Source organism: Rhodococcus sp. 06-1474-1B (genome assembly GCF_002258885.1).
Lineage (GTDB): Bacteria > Actinomycetota > Actinomycetes > Mycobacteriales > Mycobacteriaceae > Rhodococcoides > Rhodococcoides fascians.
In genome coordinates this window covers 137,713-156,554 of record NZ_NOYR01000023.1, presented here as the reverse complement: position 1 = coordinate 156,554, position 18,842 = coordinate 137,713, and the positions used below count along the sequence as shown (strand labels likewise).

Here is an 18,842-nt window from a genome sequence, read left to right as displayed (position 1 = left end):
CTCAGCTCTCCCGCGCCGCCTCGGCCTGACCGAGAGCCTTCTTGCGCGCAATGTCCTCGAGTGCCGCGATGTACTTCGCTCGCTCGGCTGCGCCGGCCTCCCAGGCCGTCTTGCGATTGCGGACGACTTTGGCCGGGGCACCGACGGCGATGCTGTAGTCCGGAATCTCACCCTTGACGACGGCATGAGCACCGAGGACGCAGCCTCGCCCGATTCTAGTTTCCCGCAGGATCGTCACCTTGGCGGCGATCCAGGTGTCGGGTCCGATTCGGACCGGGCCCTTGACGATTCCCTGGTCCTTGATGGGCATGTTCACGTCGTCCATCCGGTGGTCGAAGTCGCAGATGTAGCACCAGTCGGCCACGAGCGTCGACGCGCCGATCTCGATGTCGAGGTAGGTGTTGACGACGTTGTCCTTGCCGAACACCACTTTGTCTCCGATGCGGAGCGAACCCTCGTGGCACCGGATGGCATTGCCGTCGCCGATGTGGACCCACCGACCGATCTCGAGGCGAGACAGTTCAGGGGTGGAGTGAATCTCGACGTTCTTGCCGAGGAAGACCATGCCCCGCAGGATCACGTGCGGGTTCGCGAGCTTGAACTTGGCCAGACGGTAATACCGAACCAGGTACCAGGGGGTGTAGGCCTTGTTGGCGAGCACCCAGTCGAGGGACGCCCGCGTGAGAAACCGCGCCTGCTCGCTGTCGCGTCGTCTCGACCCGCGCCAGCGTGTTCGCAGCGGCGCGTTCCACATACTCGTCATGGACGTTCACCCTAGTTTCTCGCTCGCCCCCTCTCTGCCGGCACCCGTCAGCGGGCTAGTGTTGTCTCTCGACCGATGCCCGGGCATCGGCGCAGCAGGCCGAGCGACCGCCGATCGAAAGGGCACAACGGACATCATGGGGAGTGCTCGAATGCGTGTCGGGTTCGGTGCAGGTTCGACGTCCGGAGCAGGCAAGGGTCTGACTGCAGTGGCTGCGACGGTCCTGTTGACCCTTGCCGGGTGCAGCACGGAACCTGCTGCCATCGAACCGCTCTCGCCCGACTCCTGGCCCGCGGCGCACGCGAACCTTCGCAACAGTGGCTCGACGGACGTATCGGTCGGTGCTCCACTGACGCTGGACTGGACTCGACCCACCGGCGGCACCGTGACATCACCGGTATCGATCGGCTCGAACGGTCAGATGTTCGTCACTGCCGCAACCGAATCGGGTTGCAATCTGTTCTCGTTCGAGATCGAGTCCGCCCGCAAACGCTGGTGCAACCGGATCGGCCCTTCCGTGGTGACCGCCACCCCCACCGTCGATTCTGCGATCAACGTCTACATCGGCGACGAAGGCGGGCTGAACTCGTACAACGATCACGGGCAATTACGTTGGCGTACACCGGTATACGGTGTTCCGAAATCCGCCCAGTTCTTGGGCGACGGCAGCGTGCTGTCGATCACCCAGATGGGTCAGGTCAGTGTCCTCGATTCCCAGAACGGCCAACTGCGAGTACCCATTCTCGATCTCGTTCCGGCCCCGGACTTCTTGACCGACCCCGATGCGGACTTCGAGCCGATGGACACCGGACTCGCCCAGTGCAGTTCGGGTGAATCCGAATGCGCTGTGCCTGCCGCGCCCGCGGTGGACCGCGACAGCGACGCCATCTACCTGACCCTGTGGCGACCGGGTTCGATTGCGCCGCAACTCGTCTCGCTGCAGTACTCCCGCGACGGCGCACCTGGACTCGTCGAACGGTGGTCCTCGGACCTCCTCCCTGCCGGCGTCGCATCGAGCCCGGTGCTCTCCGAGGACGGATCGACGGTCTACATCGCCGACGTCGACGGGCGACTGACCGCATTCGACACCTCGGACGGGAAACAGAAGTGGACCGAGGGCACGGGACTCGGAATCGGAGGCAGTCCATCGATCGCCTCGGACGGCACCATCGTCCCGGCCGGCGGCGACGGCACCCTGATGGGACTTCGAGACAACGGCGACTCGGCCGAGCGCGTGTGGGTTCGCGACGACGTCGAACAGGCCGGGGCAGCAGCACAATCCGCGGACGGGCGCGGCCACACCGTCGTTCGCGACGGCGACGGGCTGGCTCTGCTCACGTTCGACGCGGCGACGGGCGACAGCATCGATTCGCAGCCCTTACCCGATGTCGTCGGCACCACCGTGGGCACGTCCGTCGGTCCCGACGGGCAGGTCGTCACGGCGAGCTACCTGGGCGAGATCTTCACCTACACCGGCTGACGGACCGCGCCAGGCTCGCAGACGAACGCCACGGCCGAGCGCTCGATGCGAGTGATGACGACCGACAGCGAGACCCGGCCCCGCAGCTTGAGTTTGGGCCTGAGCAACGCGGGATCCACGTCGACTCCGCGCACCAGGATCTCCACCGCGCCACACCCCAGTCGATTCAGTTGCTGCCGAAGCACTTTCTCCGAGAACTTCGACTGTTCGAGGATTCGGAAACCACGCACTCCGACGGGTACGGCGTCGCCCGTCAGGTACGCGATCCTCGGATCCAATTGCCAGAGGCCGAATTTGGCACCGTAATGCCGCACCAGTCCGGCCCGCACGACCGCACCGTCCGGATCCACGATGTATTCACCGGGCGGCCGAACGGGAATCTCGTCCGACTCGGCGTCGGTGATCTCGAGCGCACTTCCGTCGGATCGCAGGACCGCGGCACGACGCCGAATTCCGCTGTCGCCGAGACCTTCCGACCATAGGCACGCCTCGCGTACTCCCCCGTCGAGGGAGACCACCTCGATCTCACCGGGCCAATCGAGGGCATCGAAATCCAGCCCGGGAGCGCATTTGACGACCAGATCTCGCCCCCGATACGCGTCGAGGAGATCCGGCAACGGAGGTTCGAGCGCCGCGGGATCGTGCCGTCGGCGACCACCGACGCGTCGTCCGGGATCGGCCACGATCACGGTCCCCCGTGTCGTCGGGGTCAGTGCGTCGGCGCGCAGCACCGTCGCGGAGGGCACGTTGTGGGCAGCCATGCGCACCCGAATCGGGTCCAGGTCGCTTCCCACCGCAAGTTCGGTCGTGTCGACCAACGCCGCCAGCTCGCTGCCGATGGAACAGGTGACATCGTGCACCCGCCGTCCGGCCAGGCGGTCCGCGCGTCTGCGAGCGACGGTCGTCGGCGTCGCCTGCTGCACCGCGTCGTCGGTGACGAGCCAGCCGTCGGACCCCAGCAGCTTCGTCCGCGCTTTCCGCCGCACCGTCACCGTCTCGACGAGGGCCGCAACGTGCTCGGGGTAGCGGGCACGTACCGAGGCGATATCGCGCAGCGAGGTCCGCGCGTCGAGCTCGAGTCGGTCGACTGCACCGAGTGCCTCGGCACCGGCCTCGCTTCGCAGGAAGTCGAGGTCGGTGCCGGTGAAGTCATAGCCCACGGTTGGGACCGATCGATGCAGCGTCGGCCGTACGGCCGACGGTGGTGGAACGAATCAAGCGCGGGGCGCGGGCTTGGTTCCGGTGATCATCACGTTGTAGAACATGCCTCGCGGTACCACGTGCTGCAAGACCTTCTCGTCGACCCAGCTCAGCGTCTTCCACCCGTTGAACGCGAACTTGGCCCAGTTCCAGCCGAGCTTGCCTGCCGGAACGGCAGCCTCGAACGTGCGCACCGGCCACCCGAGCAGAGCGGCAGCGAATTCTTCGGTGTTCGCCTGAACGGCCTCGGCACCTGCCGACACCGCGATGTTCTCGAGGTCGGTCGGATCGAACGTGTGCAGGTCCACGACGGCCTCGAGTGCTGCAGCTCGCGAGGACTCGTCGAGTTCTTCCTGCGGTTTACGCCAGTCCGCCAGGAACGGCAGCTTGGTGGCACGAGTGGTCGCTTCCCAGGTGATACGGCCGAGCCAGCGAGCGTAGAAGTTGCCCACCGTGGTCGGCTCGCCTGCGAAGACGAAGCGTCCACCGGGCTTGAGAACGCGCAGAACTTCTCGAAGAGACTGCTCCACGTCCGGGATGTGGTGGAGCACGGCGTGACCGACCACCAGGTCGAAGGTGTCGTCGTCGTACGGAATCGTTTCTGCGTCGGCCACCCGGCCGTCCACATCGAGTCCGAGGTGCTCGGCGTTGCGCAGCGCGACCTTGACCATTCCGGGTGAGAGGTCGGTGACCGAGCCCTTGTCGGCAATCCCGGCCTGCATCAGGTTGAGCAAGAAGAAACCTGTGCCACAACCCAATTCGAGCGCACGACCGTACGGCAGAGCCGCTCGAGCCGATGCGTCACCGGACACCGCCTGGTCGAACCTGCCTCGGGCGTAATCGATGCAGCGCTCGTCGTAGGAGATCGACCACTTGTCGTCGTAGGTCTCGGCTTCCCAGTCGTGGTAGAGCACCTGCGCCAGTTTGGTGTCCGACCGCGCTGCCTCGACCTGCTCGGCCGTGGCGTGCGGATTCGGTGCCGGATCGACCTCGCGGTCTCGCGCCTCGGCCGAGACGAGAGGCGTCACAGAAGCAGTCGGTCGATTCGCACCGTCGTGGGGGCTTGCAGTCATGAGGCGAGCCTACTATCCGGTAGCCATGGAACAAGTTCGTCCACCGACCTCGATGCTCAACGCCCGGTGAAAGCGGCCTTACCCGGTCCGTTCGCGATGAAGGATTCCATCCCGACGGTGCGGTCCTCGGTGGCGAACAGAGCCGCGAACTGCTGTGCCTCGACGCGCAGTCCGTTGGTCAGGTCGACGTCCAACCCCTGATCTATGGACGCCTTGGCCGCAGCCAAAGCGCGTGACGCTCCGGTCGTGAACTGCCCCGCCCATGCGCGCGCCGCGTTGTACACCTCGTCCGGCGCTACCACCTCGTCCACCAAACCGATGCGTAGGGCCTCCTCGGCTCCGACGAAACGGCCGGTGAAGACCATGTCCTTGGCGCGACTGGGCCCGATCAGACGGGCCAGGCGCTGCGTGCCGCCGCCCCCGGGAATGACTCCGAGCAGCACCTCGGGAACGCCGAGCTTGGCATTGTCTCCGGCGATGCGTCGGTCCGCGCCGAGCGCGACCTCGAGTCCACCGCCCAGTGCGTATCCGGTCACTGCGGCCACGACCGGTTTGGGAATCGTGCTGAGCGAGCCGAGGGCGGACTGCAGTTCCGCCGCGATATCGGTCATCTCGACGACGGACATTGCCGCCATTTCCTTGATGTCGGCACCGGCCGCGAACACCTTTTCGCCGCCGTAGACGATGACCGCTCTGACGTCGGAGTTCACGGTGGCTTCGCGTGCCGCAGCCCGGATCTCCTCCTGCACCTGACGATTGAGCGCGTTCATCGGTGGGCGATCCAAGCGAATGGTGCCGATACCGTCGGATACTTCGAGAGTCACGAACTCAGCCATGGCCGAAGGCTACCGCGCCCGAGTTCAGCGATCCGACCAGGGATGGACCGTGCCCGCGTAGTACGCGTCCTCGCCGTCGAACTCCACTCGGACGGTGCCGTTCTCCCGGGTCAGGACGGGCAGGACCGCCGCGATCGTCTGCTCGTGATCGAGAACGTCGGCCACCGTGTCGAAACGGCCGAGCGCATCGAGCTGGCTCCACGTCGGTGGCAGCAGGACGGTGGTCCCCGAACGCCAGTCCGTCAACGCGTCCTCGGCCGAGCGCCAGCTCACCGACGCCGCCTCGCTGGTCTCACCGTCGGCGTTCTGCCCCTCGGGGAGCACGGCAACGAAGAACCTCGTGTCGTACCGTCGGGCTTCACCGATCGGGGTGATCCAGTGCGACCACGGCCGCAGTAGATCTGCTCGCAGAACCAGATCGTGGTCGGTGAGAAACTGGGCGAACGAGAGCTCCCGGCGTTCCAGTCGACCGCGTTCCGCAGAGAACGGGGCGGTGTCGGCGACCACCGAATCCGCCGTCGGACCGGCCAACAACACGCCGCACTCCTCGAACGTCTCGCGCGCCGCTGCGCACACCAGCGCCTGCGCCTTCCCCTCGTCGGTACCGAACCGGTCGGCCCACCACGACGGCGGCGGACCTGCCCACTCGATGTCCGCAGCCGCATCCGACGGATCCACACCGCCACCGGGAAATACCGTCATGCCGCCCGCGAACGCCATCCCGCCGACGCGTTCGAGAAGGAACACCTCGATGCCGGGTTGTGATCGGCCGTCACGGATCAGGATGACGGTCGACGCATCACGTGCTGGAACGGGATCGGCGGCGGTGCTCGAGCTCATCTCCGCAACGTACCGCTGAGCCGGTGCGCCCGGGCACGGGGTCCGCTCTAGCGGCGGTGCGCCCCGGCAGCGCGCGTGCGCCGCGCGAAGTAGCGACCGTCGACGCGATCGAGGGTGATCGACTGGCTGAATGCCTCGGTCAGGTTCTCCGCCGTGATGACGTCGTCGACCAGGCCTTGCGCAACCACGCCGCCCTCCTTGAGGAGTAGTGCGTGGCTGAAGCCGGGCGGGATTTCCTCCACGTGGTGGGTGATCAGCACGGTCGCGGGAGCGTCGGGGTCGGCGGCCAGATCGGCCAACCGCGCTACCAGTTCCTCGCGGCCACCGAGATCGAGGCCGGCAGCGGGCTCGTCCAGCAACAGCAGTTCGGGGTCGGTCATCAGGGCACGGGCGATCAGTACACGCTTGCGCTCACCCTCCGACAGGGTGCCGTAGGTCCGTGTCGCCAGATGTTCGGCCCCGAGGCTCTCGAGCATCTCGACGGCCCGTTCGGTGTCGATCGCGTCGTACTTCTCCCGCCAGCGCCCCAACACGGAGTAGCCGGCGGACACGACCAGATCGGAGACCAATTCGTCGGCAGGGATTCGGTGCGCCAACGAGGACGACGACAAGCCGATTCGAGGACGCAGTTCCGAGACATCGGTTCTGCCCATCACCTCACCGAGGACGTGAGCGACACCGGACGTGGGATGGATCTCGGCGGCAGCGATACGGAGCAGCGACGTCTTACCTGCACCGTTGGGCCCGAGTACGACCCACCGTTCGTCCAGTTCCACCTTCCAGGTGACGGGACCCACCAACGTCACGCCACCTCGGCGAACTACGACATCGGTGAAATCTACGAGCAGGTCGGGATCCGGTTCAGACACGGCTCCTATCCTCCCGCACACTCCCCGCGCAGACACGGCAGGATGTGCACGCGTGTCGCCCATTGACGATGTACCTCGCACCTCCCGCCGTCCCGTCGACGGGGTCACTCGCGTGAACCCGCCCGGGCAGCCGTTCCCCCTGGGTGCCACTGCGCATCCCACTGGTACGCAATTCGCAGTCCACGCTCCCGGTGCGGATGGCGTCGAGGTATGTCTGATCGACCCGGACGGCGGCGAGCGGCGCGTGGAGTTGACCAACCGGACTTTCGGCATCAGACATGCCTTCGTCCCTGACGTCGGGCCAGGCGTGCGGTACGGCTTTCGCGCGCACGGCACCTGGGATCCCCACTCGGGCCGACGATTCAACGGGGCCAAGATCCTGCTCGACCCGTCCGCCCGCCAGGTGTCCGGTGACTTCGGGGATCCCGCGGCCCTGTTGGCCTACGAGGACGACCCGTTCGGAGCCCCCAGCAGTCGCGATTCCCTCGGCCACCTCCCGCTCGGCGTCGTCCGCGGACCGTCGGACAACGGCGACCGACCGGTGAGGCCTGCCGTTCCCTGGGACAGAACCGTGCTCTACGAATTGCACGTCGGGTCGTTCACCGCGCGCCACAACGGCGTACCCGAACACCTTCGTGGCACCTACCTCGGGCTCGCGCAACCGGCCGTACTCGAACACCTGGCTCGAACGGGCATCACGTCGGTCGAATTGCTGCCGGTCCACACCACGTTCACCGAACCCGGGGTACGCGCTCGAGGGATGCGAAACCATTGGGGCTACTCCACGGGCGCGTATTTCGCTCCCGATCCGCGTTTCGCCGCCGTACGAGGCAACGAAGTGGACGAGTTCCGGACGATGGTCGACGCCTTGCACAGCGCAGGGATCGAAGTGATTCTCGACGTGGTTTACAACCACACGTGCGAATCCGCGGTCGACGGGCCGTCGATCAGTTGGCGGGGTCTCGACGCGCCGGGGTACTACCTGCTCGACGGTCGCGGATCCGACGTCGACCTGACCGGTTGCGGCAACACACTCGATTCGGCGTCTCCCGCCGTGGTCCGCATGGTGTGCGACAGCCTGCGGTACTGGGTGCAGGACATGGGCGTGGACGGATTCCGATTCGACCTGGCCAGTACACTCGGCCGACCGGGCGGTTGGCGATTCGATTCTCGTGCACCGCTGTTGACGGCGATCGGTACCGATCCGGTGCTGTCGGGCGTCAAGTTGATCGCCGAACCCTGGGATGCGACCGGTGCCGGATATCAGGTGGGCAACTTCGGGGTCATGTGGTCCGAGTGGAACGACCGCTACCGAGATACCGTGCGAGGATTCTGGGCCGGCCATCACGGAGTGCGCGAATTGGCTTCCCGCCTGGCCGGTTCCGAGGACCTCTATGCCGGCAGCGGTCGACTGCCGTGGGTGTCGATCAATTTCGTCACCGCACACGACGGATTCACCGCACACGATCTGGTCTCGTACGAACGAAAGCACAACGAAGCCAACGGCGAAGAGAACAGAGACGGCACCGACAACAACTCCTCGGTCAACTACGGCGTCGAGGGTCCGACCGACGATCCCTCCGTCCTCGGAGACCGTGGACGACACGTCCGTGCTCTGCTTGCCACCCTGACGCTGTCGACCGGAACACCGATGCTGCTCGCAGGTGACGAACTCGGCCACAGCCAGGGCGGAAACAACAACGCCTACTGCGTATCTCACGATGCACCGGCATCCGACGCCTGGGCCGTCGACTGGGACAGCGCGGACCAGAACATGATTCGCTTCGTCGCGCGCCTGCTGCGCGTACGTGCGAGCGCCCCGACACTGCGTCAGCAGGAGTTCTTCACCGGCCGGGCGACGCCGACCGGTCGACCGGACCTCGTCTGGTTCGATTCCGCCGGAATCGAATTCGATCACGACAGATGGAACGACGATTCGGTGCGCACGATCTCCGCCTGGGTCGACGGGTCCGACGTGCGTTCCTACGCCTCCGACGGCGGGCAGGTGGACGACGCGAGTTCGTTGCTGATCTTGCATTCCGGCGGTCCCGCGGAGATCACGCTGGCCTGCCCCAGTTGGTCGTCGTCTCGATTCGTGCCCGTCCTCGATTCCTCTCGCGTGGACGGCGTCCCACCCGATACCACTGCACTCGAGGCAGGTTCGAAGATTTCGGTGACCGGCTCGACCGTTCTCGTGTTCCGCAGCGCCGGTAGGTGAGTCATGAACAGCTGCACGAGCGGTCCTACCCCGAGCGCGTAGAGCACCGTACCCACACCGAGAGTTCCGCCGAGCAGCCAGCCGGTGAGTACCACTGTCAGTTCGATTCCCGTGCGAGTGAGGCGAATCGACCATCCGGTGCGCGCCACCAACCCGGTCATCAAACCGTCTCGGGGGCCCGGGCCCATTCCCGCACCGATGTAGAGCGCCGTGGCGAAGGCATTGACGACGATGCCCGACACCATTGCCAGTGTCCGAACGATCGGCCCGTCCAGATGGGGCAGGATCGCCGACGTCGTATCCACGGCGACAGCGATGACGATCACGTTGCTCACGGTCCCCAAACCCGGACGCTGCCGCAGCGGTATCCACATCAGGAGCACCGCCACGCCGGTGATGGCAGTGATGGTTCCGAAGCTGAGCGACAGGTGCCGCGACAGACCTTGGTGGAACACATCCCATGGGTTGACGCCGAGCCCACCGGCGATCATCAGCGACATGGACGCGCCGTACAGCCACAGGCCGACGTAGAGCGCCGTCAGGCGAGACGGGAGACGACGGCCGGCGACGCGTAGCGGTGAGAAAGGCATGGTGTCAGTGTCCGGCCACTGGATACCTCGTTCGATAGCCAGTTATGCGACAGTGGACCCCGACCGATGCTGCGTTACGTCCGGACAGCGATCACGGTCGTCGAACCGGGAGCCACTTCGGTGAAACCAGCATCTCGAACTGCGACGGCGCGACCCGCGCGGACCTCGTCCAGCGCGTGCGCCCACTGCTCCGGATCCGCCGATCGAACCGAACAGGCGAAACCGGAATCGGCCCAGGCTCGACAGTCGTCGAGGCTCATCGCACTGGCCAGCAACATCGACGCATGACCCACCTGCGCCGCGGCCTTGCCCACCGTCATCGACAGGGACGCGTCGATCCACAGCACCGGACCGGCGCTCGGCGGTGACTCTTCCTCGGCCGGTACGTCGGTGCCGCCGATCTGAAGACGCTTGATGCGCGGATCCAGATCGCCGACGCGGCCCGGCACGAAAGCACGGGCCGAAGCGTTCCCGACCTCGACCGTGACACCCGGAACTTCCTGCGCCGCAGTCCATTGCGCGCCGCGGGCACGGCGGGCCACCTTCCTGATCCGCGCCGAGGTCCACGCGACGAAAGGCTCGTGCCACGAGGCGTCGACACCGACCCGTGGGTCGAGGCACAGCGCCACGACGGCGCGGGCGGCGGCTTCGAGTAGGTCGTTGCGCACCGGCGGATCGGCCTTGGGTATGTGCAGCACCATGGGCATCGCCAGAACCTCCGACGGGTCCTCGGGATCCTCGGCACCGCCGTAGCCGCGGGCCAACTCGGCGTGACGCGAGGCGAACGTGTTGGCGTCCGAGAATTGCTCGGGTGCAGCCGTATCGGGCGTCGACTCGGCACGATCCCGATCGACGGAGTCGCCGACGGCGGGGGCGTCGGTCATGGGATCGGGACGCGGCGGACTCCCCCGTCCACGGCATCCGCAGCTTCGATCTCGTTTCGGGTGACCCCGAGAATGAACAGGACGGCGTCCAAGTACGGGTGCGAGATCGCAGTATCGGCGATCTCGCGAAGCGCGGGCTTGGCGTTGAACGCAACGCCGAGCCCGGCCGCGGTGAGCATGTCGATGTCGTTTGCACCGTCGCCGACCGCGACCGTCTGCTCCATCGGCACTCCGGCCTGCGCGGCGAACTCCCGAAGCGCGGTCGCCTTCGCAGCACGGTCGACGACGTCGCCTATGACGCGACCGGTCAACTTCCCGTCGACGATCTCGAGAGTGTTCGCCTTGACGTAGTCGAGTTCGAGTTCGTGAGCCAGGCCCTCGATCACCTGGCGGAATCCACCCGATACGACACCGCAGGCGAAGCCGAGTCGGCGAAGCGTCCGGATGGTCGTTCGAGCCCCCGCCGTCAGCTCCAAGCTGTCGGCGACGTCGTCGATGACGGATGCGTCGAGGCCTGCCAGCGCGGCGACACGCTGTTCCAACGACTCGGCGAAGTCGATCTCCCCGCGCATCGCCGCCTCGGTGACGGCACGTACCTCGTCTTCGCGCCCGGCCCGGGCGGCAAGCATCTCGATGACCTCGCCCTGGACCAACGTCGAGTCCACGTCGAACACGATGAGTCGTTTCGACCTCCGTGCGATGCCGGCTCGCTCCACTGCGATGTCGACGCCGATTCCCGCTGCGATCGCGGCGAGGCCGGTGCGTAGCTGGAGGTCTGCCTCGGGCGAGGTGTCGGTGGCGGTGACTTGAAGTTCGAGGCCCGTCACCGGGTAGTCCGCGATCCCACGGATGGAATCGATGTTGGTCCCCTGCCGGGCCAATTCCCTCGAGATGGTGCTGAATGCTCGAGCAGTGACCGGACGGCCGAGCACGACGACGACATGCGTGGCCAACGTGCGTCCACCGTTCTGTGCCGCGTCGATCTCGACATCGACATGGACGCCCACGGTGGCCATCGCGTCTTCGAGTTCTTCCTGGAGCGCCTCGGGATCGCGTGGACAGGTCAGCAACACACCGAGGGTCAGCCTGTTGCGGATGACCACCTGCTCCACGTCGAGCAGGCTGACGTCGTGCCGCGACAGGGCCGCGAACAGCACCGATGTGACACCTGGTTTGTCGGGTCCCGTCACCGTTACCAACACCGCAGTGTCGCTCGATCTCACCGAATCTCCCTTTCGCACTGTCCCCCCATTACTGGTGTGCCCTGCTCGTGTCCCGCGACTACCGCCGAACGGGCCGGACACGCAGGAAAGATTGTCGCAAGCGAAGAGCCCCGCCCGGTAGCCGGGAGGGGCTCTCGCTGTGCTGTGGACTACCGGGGATCCGGGTCGCCCGAACCTTCGTGATCGCTGGTGGCGATCGGAGCCCGGCGGGCCTGTTCGAGTACCGCGGTGGTCTTGCCACCGTGAGCACCAGGACCGACGTGCGCCTCGGACCGCATCCGCTCGACCATGTGCGGGTAGTGCAGCTCGAACGCCGGACGCTCGGAACGAATCCGGGGCAGCTCGGTGAAGTTGTGCCTCGGGGGCGGGCACGAGGTGGCCCACTCCAACGAGTTTCCGTAACCCCACGGATCGTCGACGGTGACGACCTCACCGTATCGGTACGACTTGAACACGTTCCAGACGAACGGCAGCGTCGAGGCACCGAGGATGAACGCACCGATGGTCGAGATGATGTTCAGTTCGGTGAAACCGTCGGACGGCAGGTAGTCGGCGTAGCGACGTGGCATGCCTTCGTTACCGAGCCAGTGCTGCACCAGGAACGTGGCGTGGAATCCGAAGAACGTCAGCCAGAAGTGCCACTTGCCCAGAGCCTCGTCCATCATCCGGCCCGTCATCTTCGGGAACCAGAAGTAGATGCCTGCATAGGTCGCGAACACCACGGTGCCGAACACCACGTAGTGGAAGTGGGCGACCACGAAGTACGTGTCGGTGACCTGGAAGTCGATGGGAGGCGAAGCCAACAGCACACCGGTCAGTCCGCCGAACACGAACGTGATCAGGAAGCCGATCGAGAACAGCATGGGCGTTTCGAGCGTGACCTGTCCGCGCCACATCGTGCCGACCCAGTTGAAGATCTTCACACCGGTCGGAACAGCGATGAGGAATGTCATGAACGAGAAGAACGGCAGCAGTACCGCGCCGGTGGCGTACATGTGGTGGGCCCACACGGCGATCGACAGTGCAGCGATGGCGATCGTCGCGTAGATCAGACCCGAGTAACCGAAGATTGGCTTGCGGGAGAACACCGGGAACACCTCGGACACGATTCCGAAGAACGGCAACGCGATGATGTAGACCTCGGGGTGCCCGAAGAACCAGAACAGGTGCTGCCACAGCAGCACTCCGCCCGTTGCCGGGTCGAAGAGATGCGCGCCCAGGTGGCGGTCGGCGGCAAGGCCGAGCAGTGCGGCGGTCAGCAGCGGGAACGCCAGCAGGATAAGAATCGACGTGACCAGGATGTTCCAGGTGAAGATGGGCATCCGGAACATCGTCATACCGGGGGCACGGAGGCAGATCACCGTGGTGATCATGTTGACGCCACCGAGGATGGTTCCCAAACCGGCGACGGCGAGGCCCATGATCCACAGGTCGGCACCGACACCGGGCGAGTGCAGAGCAGAGGTGAGCGGCGTGTACGCCGTCCATCCGAAGTCGGCTGCGCCACCCGGGGTGATGAAGCCGGCCGTGGTGATCAGCGCACCGAACAGGTACAGCCAGTAGGAGAACGCGTTGAGACGCGGGAACGCCACGTCCGGCGCACCGATCTGCAGCGGAAGAATGTAGTTGGCGAAGCCGAACACGATCGGCGTTGCGTACAGCAGCAACATGATGGTGCCGTGCATCGTGAACAGCTGGTTGTACTGCTCGTTGGACAGGAACTGCATCCCCGGCACGGCCAACTCGGCGCGCATCAACAGCGCCATCAGTCCACCGACGAGGAAGAAGGCGAACGACGTCGCGATGTACATGATCCCGAGAACCTTGGGATCGGTTGTGGTCACCGCCTTGTGGATGAACGAACCCTTCGGTCCCATCCGCGGCGGGAAAGGCCGAGCAGCATCCACCGCGGGAGCGGGCCTAGGCGCTAGGGCAGTCACAGATCCTCCTGATTGCGCGTCCGACCCCGAATAACGAGGCGACGTCACTAGTCGTGCGCTACTCGAATCGTAGACCGTCGGACCGACGCTTGCCGAACCGGTCCTACCGTGTGTCGTATTGGATTCGATCGAACCATGGTTCGAGGTGCGATCTGCCTGCGCCGTCGGCCTTTACGAGCCCTCCGACACACCCTGGGACACCTTCCGAACAGATGGCCGGGAAGGGTCCGCGGCAGTGCTCTGCGCGAGGCGATTTCCGTTACTGTGTGAGACCACCCGACCCGCAGAAAGAAGTTCCGCGTTGCCACTTCGACCACGACTCCCCCGCCGGTTTTCGCCACACACCACGGGCACGGCGGCCGCTGTCTGTCTGATGGCAGCCGTGGCGTTGACCGGATGCTCCGACTCCGCGACCGAGGACGACGCATCCACCATCGTTCGCAGTACGACGAACATTGCCGGAGCGGGGGTGGTCGGTAACAACCGGGACACCGTCGGATTGTGTCCCGCACTTGCCCCACTCGACCCGACGGGAGTCGAGGGCGATGCGCGCCCCGTCGGGCACGCCGAGGGAATCAGTGCCATCCCGGCCGATCCACAGCGCATCGTCGTCCTCGACGCTGCAGGCCTCGACGCCAGCTGCGCGGTCGGGATCTGGGAACGCGTCGTAGGCGCGGCCACGCTCGACCCCGACTTCCGGGGAGACGGAGACCAACCGCTGTACCTGGGCACCGGCCTGGCGTCGGTTCCGTCGGTCGGCCCGGTCGGTGCCCCCGACCTCGATGCGATCGCCGCCCTCGACCCGGACCTGATCCTGGGGGCCGATTCTCTCGGATCCGATACCTACGATTCGCTGACTGCCATCGCGCCGACCGTGTTCACCGCGACCGGACAGGGATGGAAAGACACTTTTCTGCAGTCCGCAGCCGCCTTGGGTCGAGGCCAGGCAGGATTCGAACAGCTCGCGTCGTTCTCCGCGGATGCCGAACGCGTCGGGCGTGAGATCGATGCAACCCAGACGCAGGCGTCGGTCGTCCGATTCGATGCCGACTCCGTCGAGGTCGACGGCCAGGATTCCTTCGCGGGCCAGGTGCTCGCCGAGGTCGGCGTTGCACGGCCACAGAATCAGCGTGACACCGGTTTCTCGGTCGAGCCCGGCAACCTGGAGCCCGTCGAGGGCGACATCGTCTACGTGCGATTCGCGGGTCCGGACGGCGAGACCTTCGGCCGTGAGGTGATGGACGGCGACGCGTGGCACGCTCTCGGCTCGGTCACCGACGGGCGGGTGTTCGTGGTGAACGACACGGTCTGGTCGGGCAACGGGGTCGTCGCGGCGCGGGCCGTTCTGGCCGACCTGTCCGCTTCTCTGAACGCATACGTGTCCTGACACGATGCCCATCCCGGACTTCGTTCAGGCGCTGCGCAGCGTCGTCGGCACGTCCCCGCTGTGGCTGTCCGGCGTCAGCGCAGTCGTTCTCGACGACCATCGGCGCGTGCTGCTGACTCTGCGGGCAGACAACAACACCTGGGCGGTGGTGTCCGGAATCCTCGAGCCCGGCGAGGAACCTGCACCCGCCGCGCTGCGTGAGATCGGTGAGGAGACCGGTGTGGACGCCACGATCGTGCGCCTGACGAGCGTCGACGTGACGGAGCCCATCACGTACCCCAACGGCGACGTCGCGCAGTATCTGGACATCACGTTCCTCGCTCGCTACACCGGCGGCACTCCTCATGTCGCCGACGACGAGAACCTCGACGTGGCCTGGTTCGAGCTCGATGGCCTACCCGAAAACCTCACGGCCACCTCACGATTGCGGATCGGGAAGGCCATCTCCGACGACCCGTCGGCGTGGTTCCGACGCTGACTCCCCCACCGCCCCGAGACCGCAGCTCCGTCGAACCGTCCCCCACTCGGTCGATAATGTGATATCACTTTAGTATCACTCACGAGAGGGAGGTTCCGATGTCCGTACCCACTACCGTCGCCGAGAAGCCGACGGGTACTCCGACCACCACCATTGCCGAGCGCACCGGCTGGGATCTACCCGGCTGGTCGATGCTCGGCGTCGGTCTCGTGTTGTTCCTCGGCGGAATCGCCACGTTCGTTCTCGGACTCGTCTTCTCCGTTGTGGCGCTCATGGCCGTCGGAGTCGCGCTGTTCGTGCTGTCGTTGCCGGCACTCATGGGATTGACTCTGGTGCAACCGAATCAAGCTCGTGTTCTGCAGCTACTCGGCAGTTCGTACAGCGGAACGCTGCGCACACCGGGGCTACGCTGGACCAATCCGTTGACGTACCGCAGGGCCATCTCGACGCGCATCCGCAACCACGAGACCGGCCAGTCGAAGGTCAACGACGCCGACGGCAATCCGATCGAGATCTCCGCCATCGTCGTCTGGCAGGTTGCCGATACCGCCCTGGCGTCGTTCCAGGTCGACGACTACGAGGAGTTCGTGGCCGTTCAGACCGAATCTGCGGTTCGGCATATCGCCGGTAGCTACCCGCACGACGCCGAGGGACGAATGTCGTTGCGCGAGAACGCCGACGAGATCACCGCCGCCATGTCGGAGGAAGTACACGCGCGGGTGAGATCGGCCGGCGTCGAGGTGATCGAGACCCGCATCAACCGTCTTGCCTATGCTCCGGAGATCGCGCAGGCCATGCTGCGACGCCAGCAGGCCGGAGCTGTCATCGCAGCGCGTCAGCAGATCGTCGAAGGTGCGGTGGGAATGGTGGAGATGGCACTCTCGAAGCTCGAGGAGAAGCACGTCGTCGAACTCGACGAGGAGCGGAAAGCGGCGATGGTGTCGAACCTGCTCGTCGTGTTGTGCAGCGATCGCGATACCCAGCCCGTCGTCAACACCGGATCGCTGTACCAGTGAGCCATGGCCGTCGAGCGTAAGAAAATTCTGCTTCGGCTGGACCCAGCGGTGCACGACGCTCTTGCCCGCTGGGCCTCCGACGAGCTTCGAAGCACCAACGCTCAGATCGAGTTCCTACTGCGTCGAGCTCTGAGCGAGCAGGGCCGAATGCCGAAGGAGGCCAAAGACATTCGCGCGCCGGGCCGCCCACCGAAGGAGTGAGCGGCACGGCGCGAGGATGGGTTTCTAGAAGTCCCAGTCCTCGTCTTCGGTGTTGACGGCCTTTCCGATGACGTACGAGGAGCCCGACCCGGAGAAGAAGTCGTGATTCTCGTCGGCGTTGGGTGACAGAGCCGACAGAATTGCCGGGTTCACATCCGTCTCGTCCTTGGGGAACAGACCCTCGTAGCCGAGGTTGTTCAGTGCCTTGTTGGCGTTGTAGCGCAGGAACTTCTTGACGTCCTCGGTCAGACCGATCTCGTCGTACAGATCCTGGGTGTACTCGACCTCGTTGTCGTACAGCTCGAACAGCAACTCGAAGGTGTAGTTCTTCAGTTCCTCACGCCGCTCCTCGCTGACCTTCTCGAGGCCCTTCTGGTACTTGTATCCGATGTAGTACCCGTGCACGGCCTCGTCACGAATGATCAGCCGGATGAGGTCTGCCGTGTTGGTGAGCTTGGCCCGCGAGGACCAGTACATCGGCAGGTAGAAGCCGGAGTAGAAGAGGAACGACTCGAGCAGAGTCGACGCCACCTTGCGCTTGAGCGGGTCTTCACCGTGATAGAAGTTCAGCACGATCTCGGCCTTGCGCTGAAGGTTGACGTTCTCCTCGGACCAGCGGAACGCATCGTCGATGTCGCGGGTGGAGCTGAGGGTGGAGAAGATGGAGCTGTAGCTCTTCGCGTGCACCGACTCCATGAACGCGATGTTGGTGTACACCGCCTCCTCGTGCGGAGTGATGGCGTCGGGAATGAGGCTGACGGCACCGACCGTCCCCTGAATCGTGTCCAGCAGGGTCAGTCCGGTGAACACGCGCATCGTCAGCTGCTTCTCGACGGCGGTGAGAGTTGCCCACGACGGGATGTCGTTGGACACCGGCACCTTCTCGGGCAGCCAGAAATTACTGGTGAGACGCTCCCAGACTTCGGAGTCCTTGTCGTCCTGGACCCGATTCCAGTTGATTGCGGAAACGCGATCGATCAGCTTCACCATGTGTCCTATCTACCGAGAGAATCTGCCGAATATTGGCTTGCTTGAACACTACCCGTTGTGTCCGACATCAATAGCTAACACAAGATCTGTGTCGTGCGCGTTTTGCGTACCTGGAGGGGCGCACAACGCGCACGACGTGAGTTCGCCCTCCCAGCCCTCACGTCGAAGAACCTGCGCCACGTCTCCTGCGACGCCGCACGGATCGCTGCTGACCTCCTCGTACCCGAAAACGAGTCGCGCACGCCCGGCGAGTTCCGAAGCATTGTCACGTCGCCGATCGCGGAATGCGACCTCTTGCATCGAATGGAACCGACGACCGTCCAGGCGCACGGTCAGCGTACGAGATCCAACTCGGTACACGACGTCCTCGTAGAGTGTCCGCCCGTCGACCTTTATCTCGCTCTGCCGTTCGGCAGCAGGGAGCCCGTGAGCCTCTTCGACGTTGGTCGCATATTCGAGTTCGAGAACAGACTGAACGCCGTTCGCGAGCAAGTCGACGGCTTCGGTCAGCGCTGTGAGATATCGGTACGGCCTGCGGACAGCGATCTGCTTCCGAACGTCCGTCAATCGAATTCGCCGCTGAGTCACCGACGACACCAAGCTGTGGAAAGCCTGCCTCGGCGTAGGTTCCGACACCGCGAGATCGAGTGCAGTGTCCACCAGCGTCGTTCGCGGCATATCCCCTGGTACGCCGATGTGCCGGTGCGCACGAGATCGGTGCACCACCACTCCGGGATGCAGCGATAGTCCGATGCCCGCCACCAGCCTCGTTCCGGTCCCCCCGACCATGTTCCATGGCCGGCCATCCTGCCCAGTGGGTACGACAACTTCCGTCGTGCGCGTTTTGCGCCCCT

16 protein-coding genes and 1 pseudogene are annotated in these 18,842 nt (G+C 65.2%); 6 read left to right on the top strand and 11 right to left on the bottom strand.

What is annotated here, in order from left to right; translation table 11 throughout:
* Position 1: 1 nt before the first annotated feature.
* A complete protein-coding gene (locus tag CH266_RS10970; protein ID WP_027496620.1) occupies positions 2-763 on the bottom strand; it encodes an acyltransferase in 762 nt (253 codons plus the stop codon).
* A 151-nt stretch (positions 764-914) separates the two neighbouring features.
* Here CH266_RS10970 and CH266_RS10965 point away from each other — a divergent pair, with 151 nt between their 5' ends.
* Entirely contained in the window at positions 915-2,243 is a 1,329-nt protein-coding gene (locus CH266_RS10965) for an outer membrane protein assembly factor BamB family protein (protein WP_094695457.1), read from the top strand.
* On the opposite strand, the gene CH266_RS10960 is transcribed toward CH266_RS10965, so the two are convergent.
* From CH266_RS10960 to CH266_RS10940, 5 genes are read right to left on the bottom strand one after another with little or no spacing between them, the layout of a single operon-like run.
* A complete protein-coding gene (locus tag CH266_RS10960) occupies positions 2,231-3,403 on the bottom strand; it encodes a THUMP-like domain-containing protein (protein ID WP_094715287.1) in 1,173 nt (390 codons plus the stop codon). The two genes, CH266_RS10965 and CH266_RS10960, sit on opposite strands and share 13 nt — an antisense overlap.
* 54 nt (positions 3,404-3,457) lie before the next feature.
* Positions 3,458-4,516 (bottom strand): class I SAM-dependent methyltransferase, encoded by a 1,059-nt coding sequence (locus CH266_RS10955; RefSeq protein ID WP_094715286.1) that lies wholly within the window; start codon positions 4,514-4,516, stop codon positions 3,458-3,460.
* A 56-nt stretch (positions 4,517-4,572) separates the two neighbouring features.
* The gene (locus CH266_RS10950; protein WP_032366354.1) at positions 4,573-5,352 is read right to left on the bottom strand and encodes an enoyl-CoA hydratase/isomerase family protein; all 780 of its coding nucleotides are present in this window, start codon (positions 5,350-5,352) and stop codon (positions 4,573-4,575) included.
* A gap of 24 nt (positions 5,353-5,376) precedes the next feature.
* Complete coding sequence (locus CH266_RS10945; protein WP_027496615.1) at positions 5,377-6,192, bottom strand: NUDIX hydrolase; 816 nt, start codon at positions 6,190-6,192, stop codon at positions 5,377-5,379.
* A gap of 47 nt (positions 6,193-6,239) precedes the next feature.
* Entirely contained in the window at positions 6,240-7,061 is an 822-nt protein-coding gene (locus tag CH266_RS10940; RefSeq protein ID WP_027496614.1) for an ABC transporter ATP-binding protein, read from the bottom strand.
* 61 nt (positions 7,062-7,122) lie between these two features.
* On the opposite strand from CH266_RS10940, the gene glgX reads away from it, so the two are divergent.
* On the top strand, positions 7,123-9,279 hold the full coding sequence (gene glgX / locus CH266_RS10935) for a glycogen debranching protein GlgX (RefSeq protein WP_094715501.1): 2,157 nt from the start codon (positions 7,123-7,125) through the stop codon (positions 9,277-9,279).
* An 11-nt stretch (positions 9,280-9,290) separates the two neighbouring features.
* Here the strand turns inward: glgX and yczE are convergent.
* The 4 genes and pseudogenes from yczE to ctaD all read right to left on the bottom strand — a co-directional run.
* Positions 9,291-9,869, bottom strand: a pseudogene (gene yczE, locus CH266_RS25860) (membrane protein YczE); the annotation flags it as partial.
* A gap of 74 nt (positions 9,870-9,943) precedes the next feature.
* The gene (locus CH266_RS10925; protein WP_094715285.1) at positions 9,944-10,753 is read right to left on the bottom strand and encodes an aminoacyl-tRNA hydrolase; all 810 of its coding nucleotides are present in this window, start codon (positions 10,751-10,753) and stop codon (positions 9,944-9,946) included.
* Positions 10,750-11,976: a phosphoserine phosphatase SerB gene (serB, locus tag CH266_RS10920; RefSeq protein ID WP_027496610.1), complete on the bottom strand. Its 1,227-nt coding sequence runs from the start codon at positions 11,974-11,976 to the stop codon at positions 10,750-10,752. The genes CH266_RS10925 and serB overlap by 4 nt, the downstream gene beginning before the upstream one ends.
* Before the next feature lie 149 nt (positions 11,977-12,125).
* Positions 12,126-13,916 carry an aa3-type cytochrome oxidase subunit I gene (gene ctaD / locus CH266_RS10915; protein ID WP_027496609.1) on the bottom strand — a complete coding sequence of 597 codons (1,791 nt, stop codon included), beginning with the start codon at positions 13,914-13,916 and terminating at the stop codon, positions 12,126-12,128.
* Between the two features lie 373 nt (positions 13,917-14,289).
* On the opposite strand from ctaD, the gene CH266_RS10910 reads away from it, so the two are divergent.
* From CH266_RS10910 to CH266_RS10895, 4 genes are all read left to right on the top strand, one after another.
* Complete coding sequence (locus CH266_RS10910; RefSeq protein ID WP_094715284.1) at positions 14,290-15,303, top strand: iron-siderophore ABC transporter substrate-binding protein; 1,014 nt, start codon at positions 14,290-14,292, stop codon at positions 15,301-15,303.
* 4 nt (positions 15,304-15,307) lie between these two features.
* On the top strand, positions 15,308-15,781 hold the full coding sequence (locus CH266_RS10905; protein ID WP_048320188.1) for an NUDIX hydrolase: 474 nt from the start codon (positions 15,308-15,310) through the stop codon (positions 15,779-15,781).
* A gap of 98 nt (positions 15,782-15,879) precedes the next feature.
* Positions 15,880-16,797, top strand: coding sequence for an SPFH domain-containing protein (locus tag CH266_RS10900; protein WP_176457066.1), 918 nt, complete (start codon positions 15,880-15,882; stop codon positions 16,795-16,797).
* 3 nt (positions 16,798-16,800) lie between these two features.
* Positions 16,801-16,998, top strand: a complete 198-nt coding sequence (locus tag CH266_RS10895; protein ID WP_027496605.1) for a hypothetical protein — start codon at positions 16,801-16,803, stop codon at positions 16,996-16,998.
* Between the two features lie 24 nt (positions 16,999-17,022).
* Here CH266_RS10895 and nrdF read toward each other — a convergent pair whose 3' ends face one another.
* The gene (nrdF, locus tag CH266_RS10890; protein WP_032383448.1) at positions 17,023-17,988 is read right to left on the bottom strand and encodes a class 1b ribonucleoside-diphosphate reductase subunit beta; all 966 of its coding nucleotides are present in this window, start codon (positions 17,986-17,988) and stop codon (positions 17,023-17,025) included.
* Between the last annotated feature and the right edge of the window lie 854 nt (positions 17,989-18,842).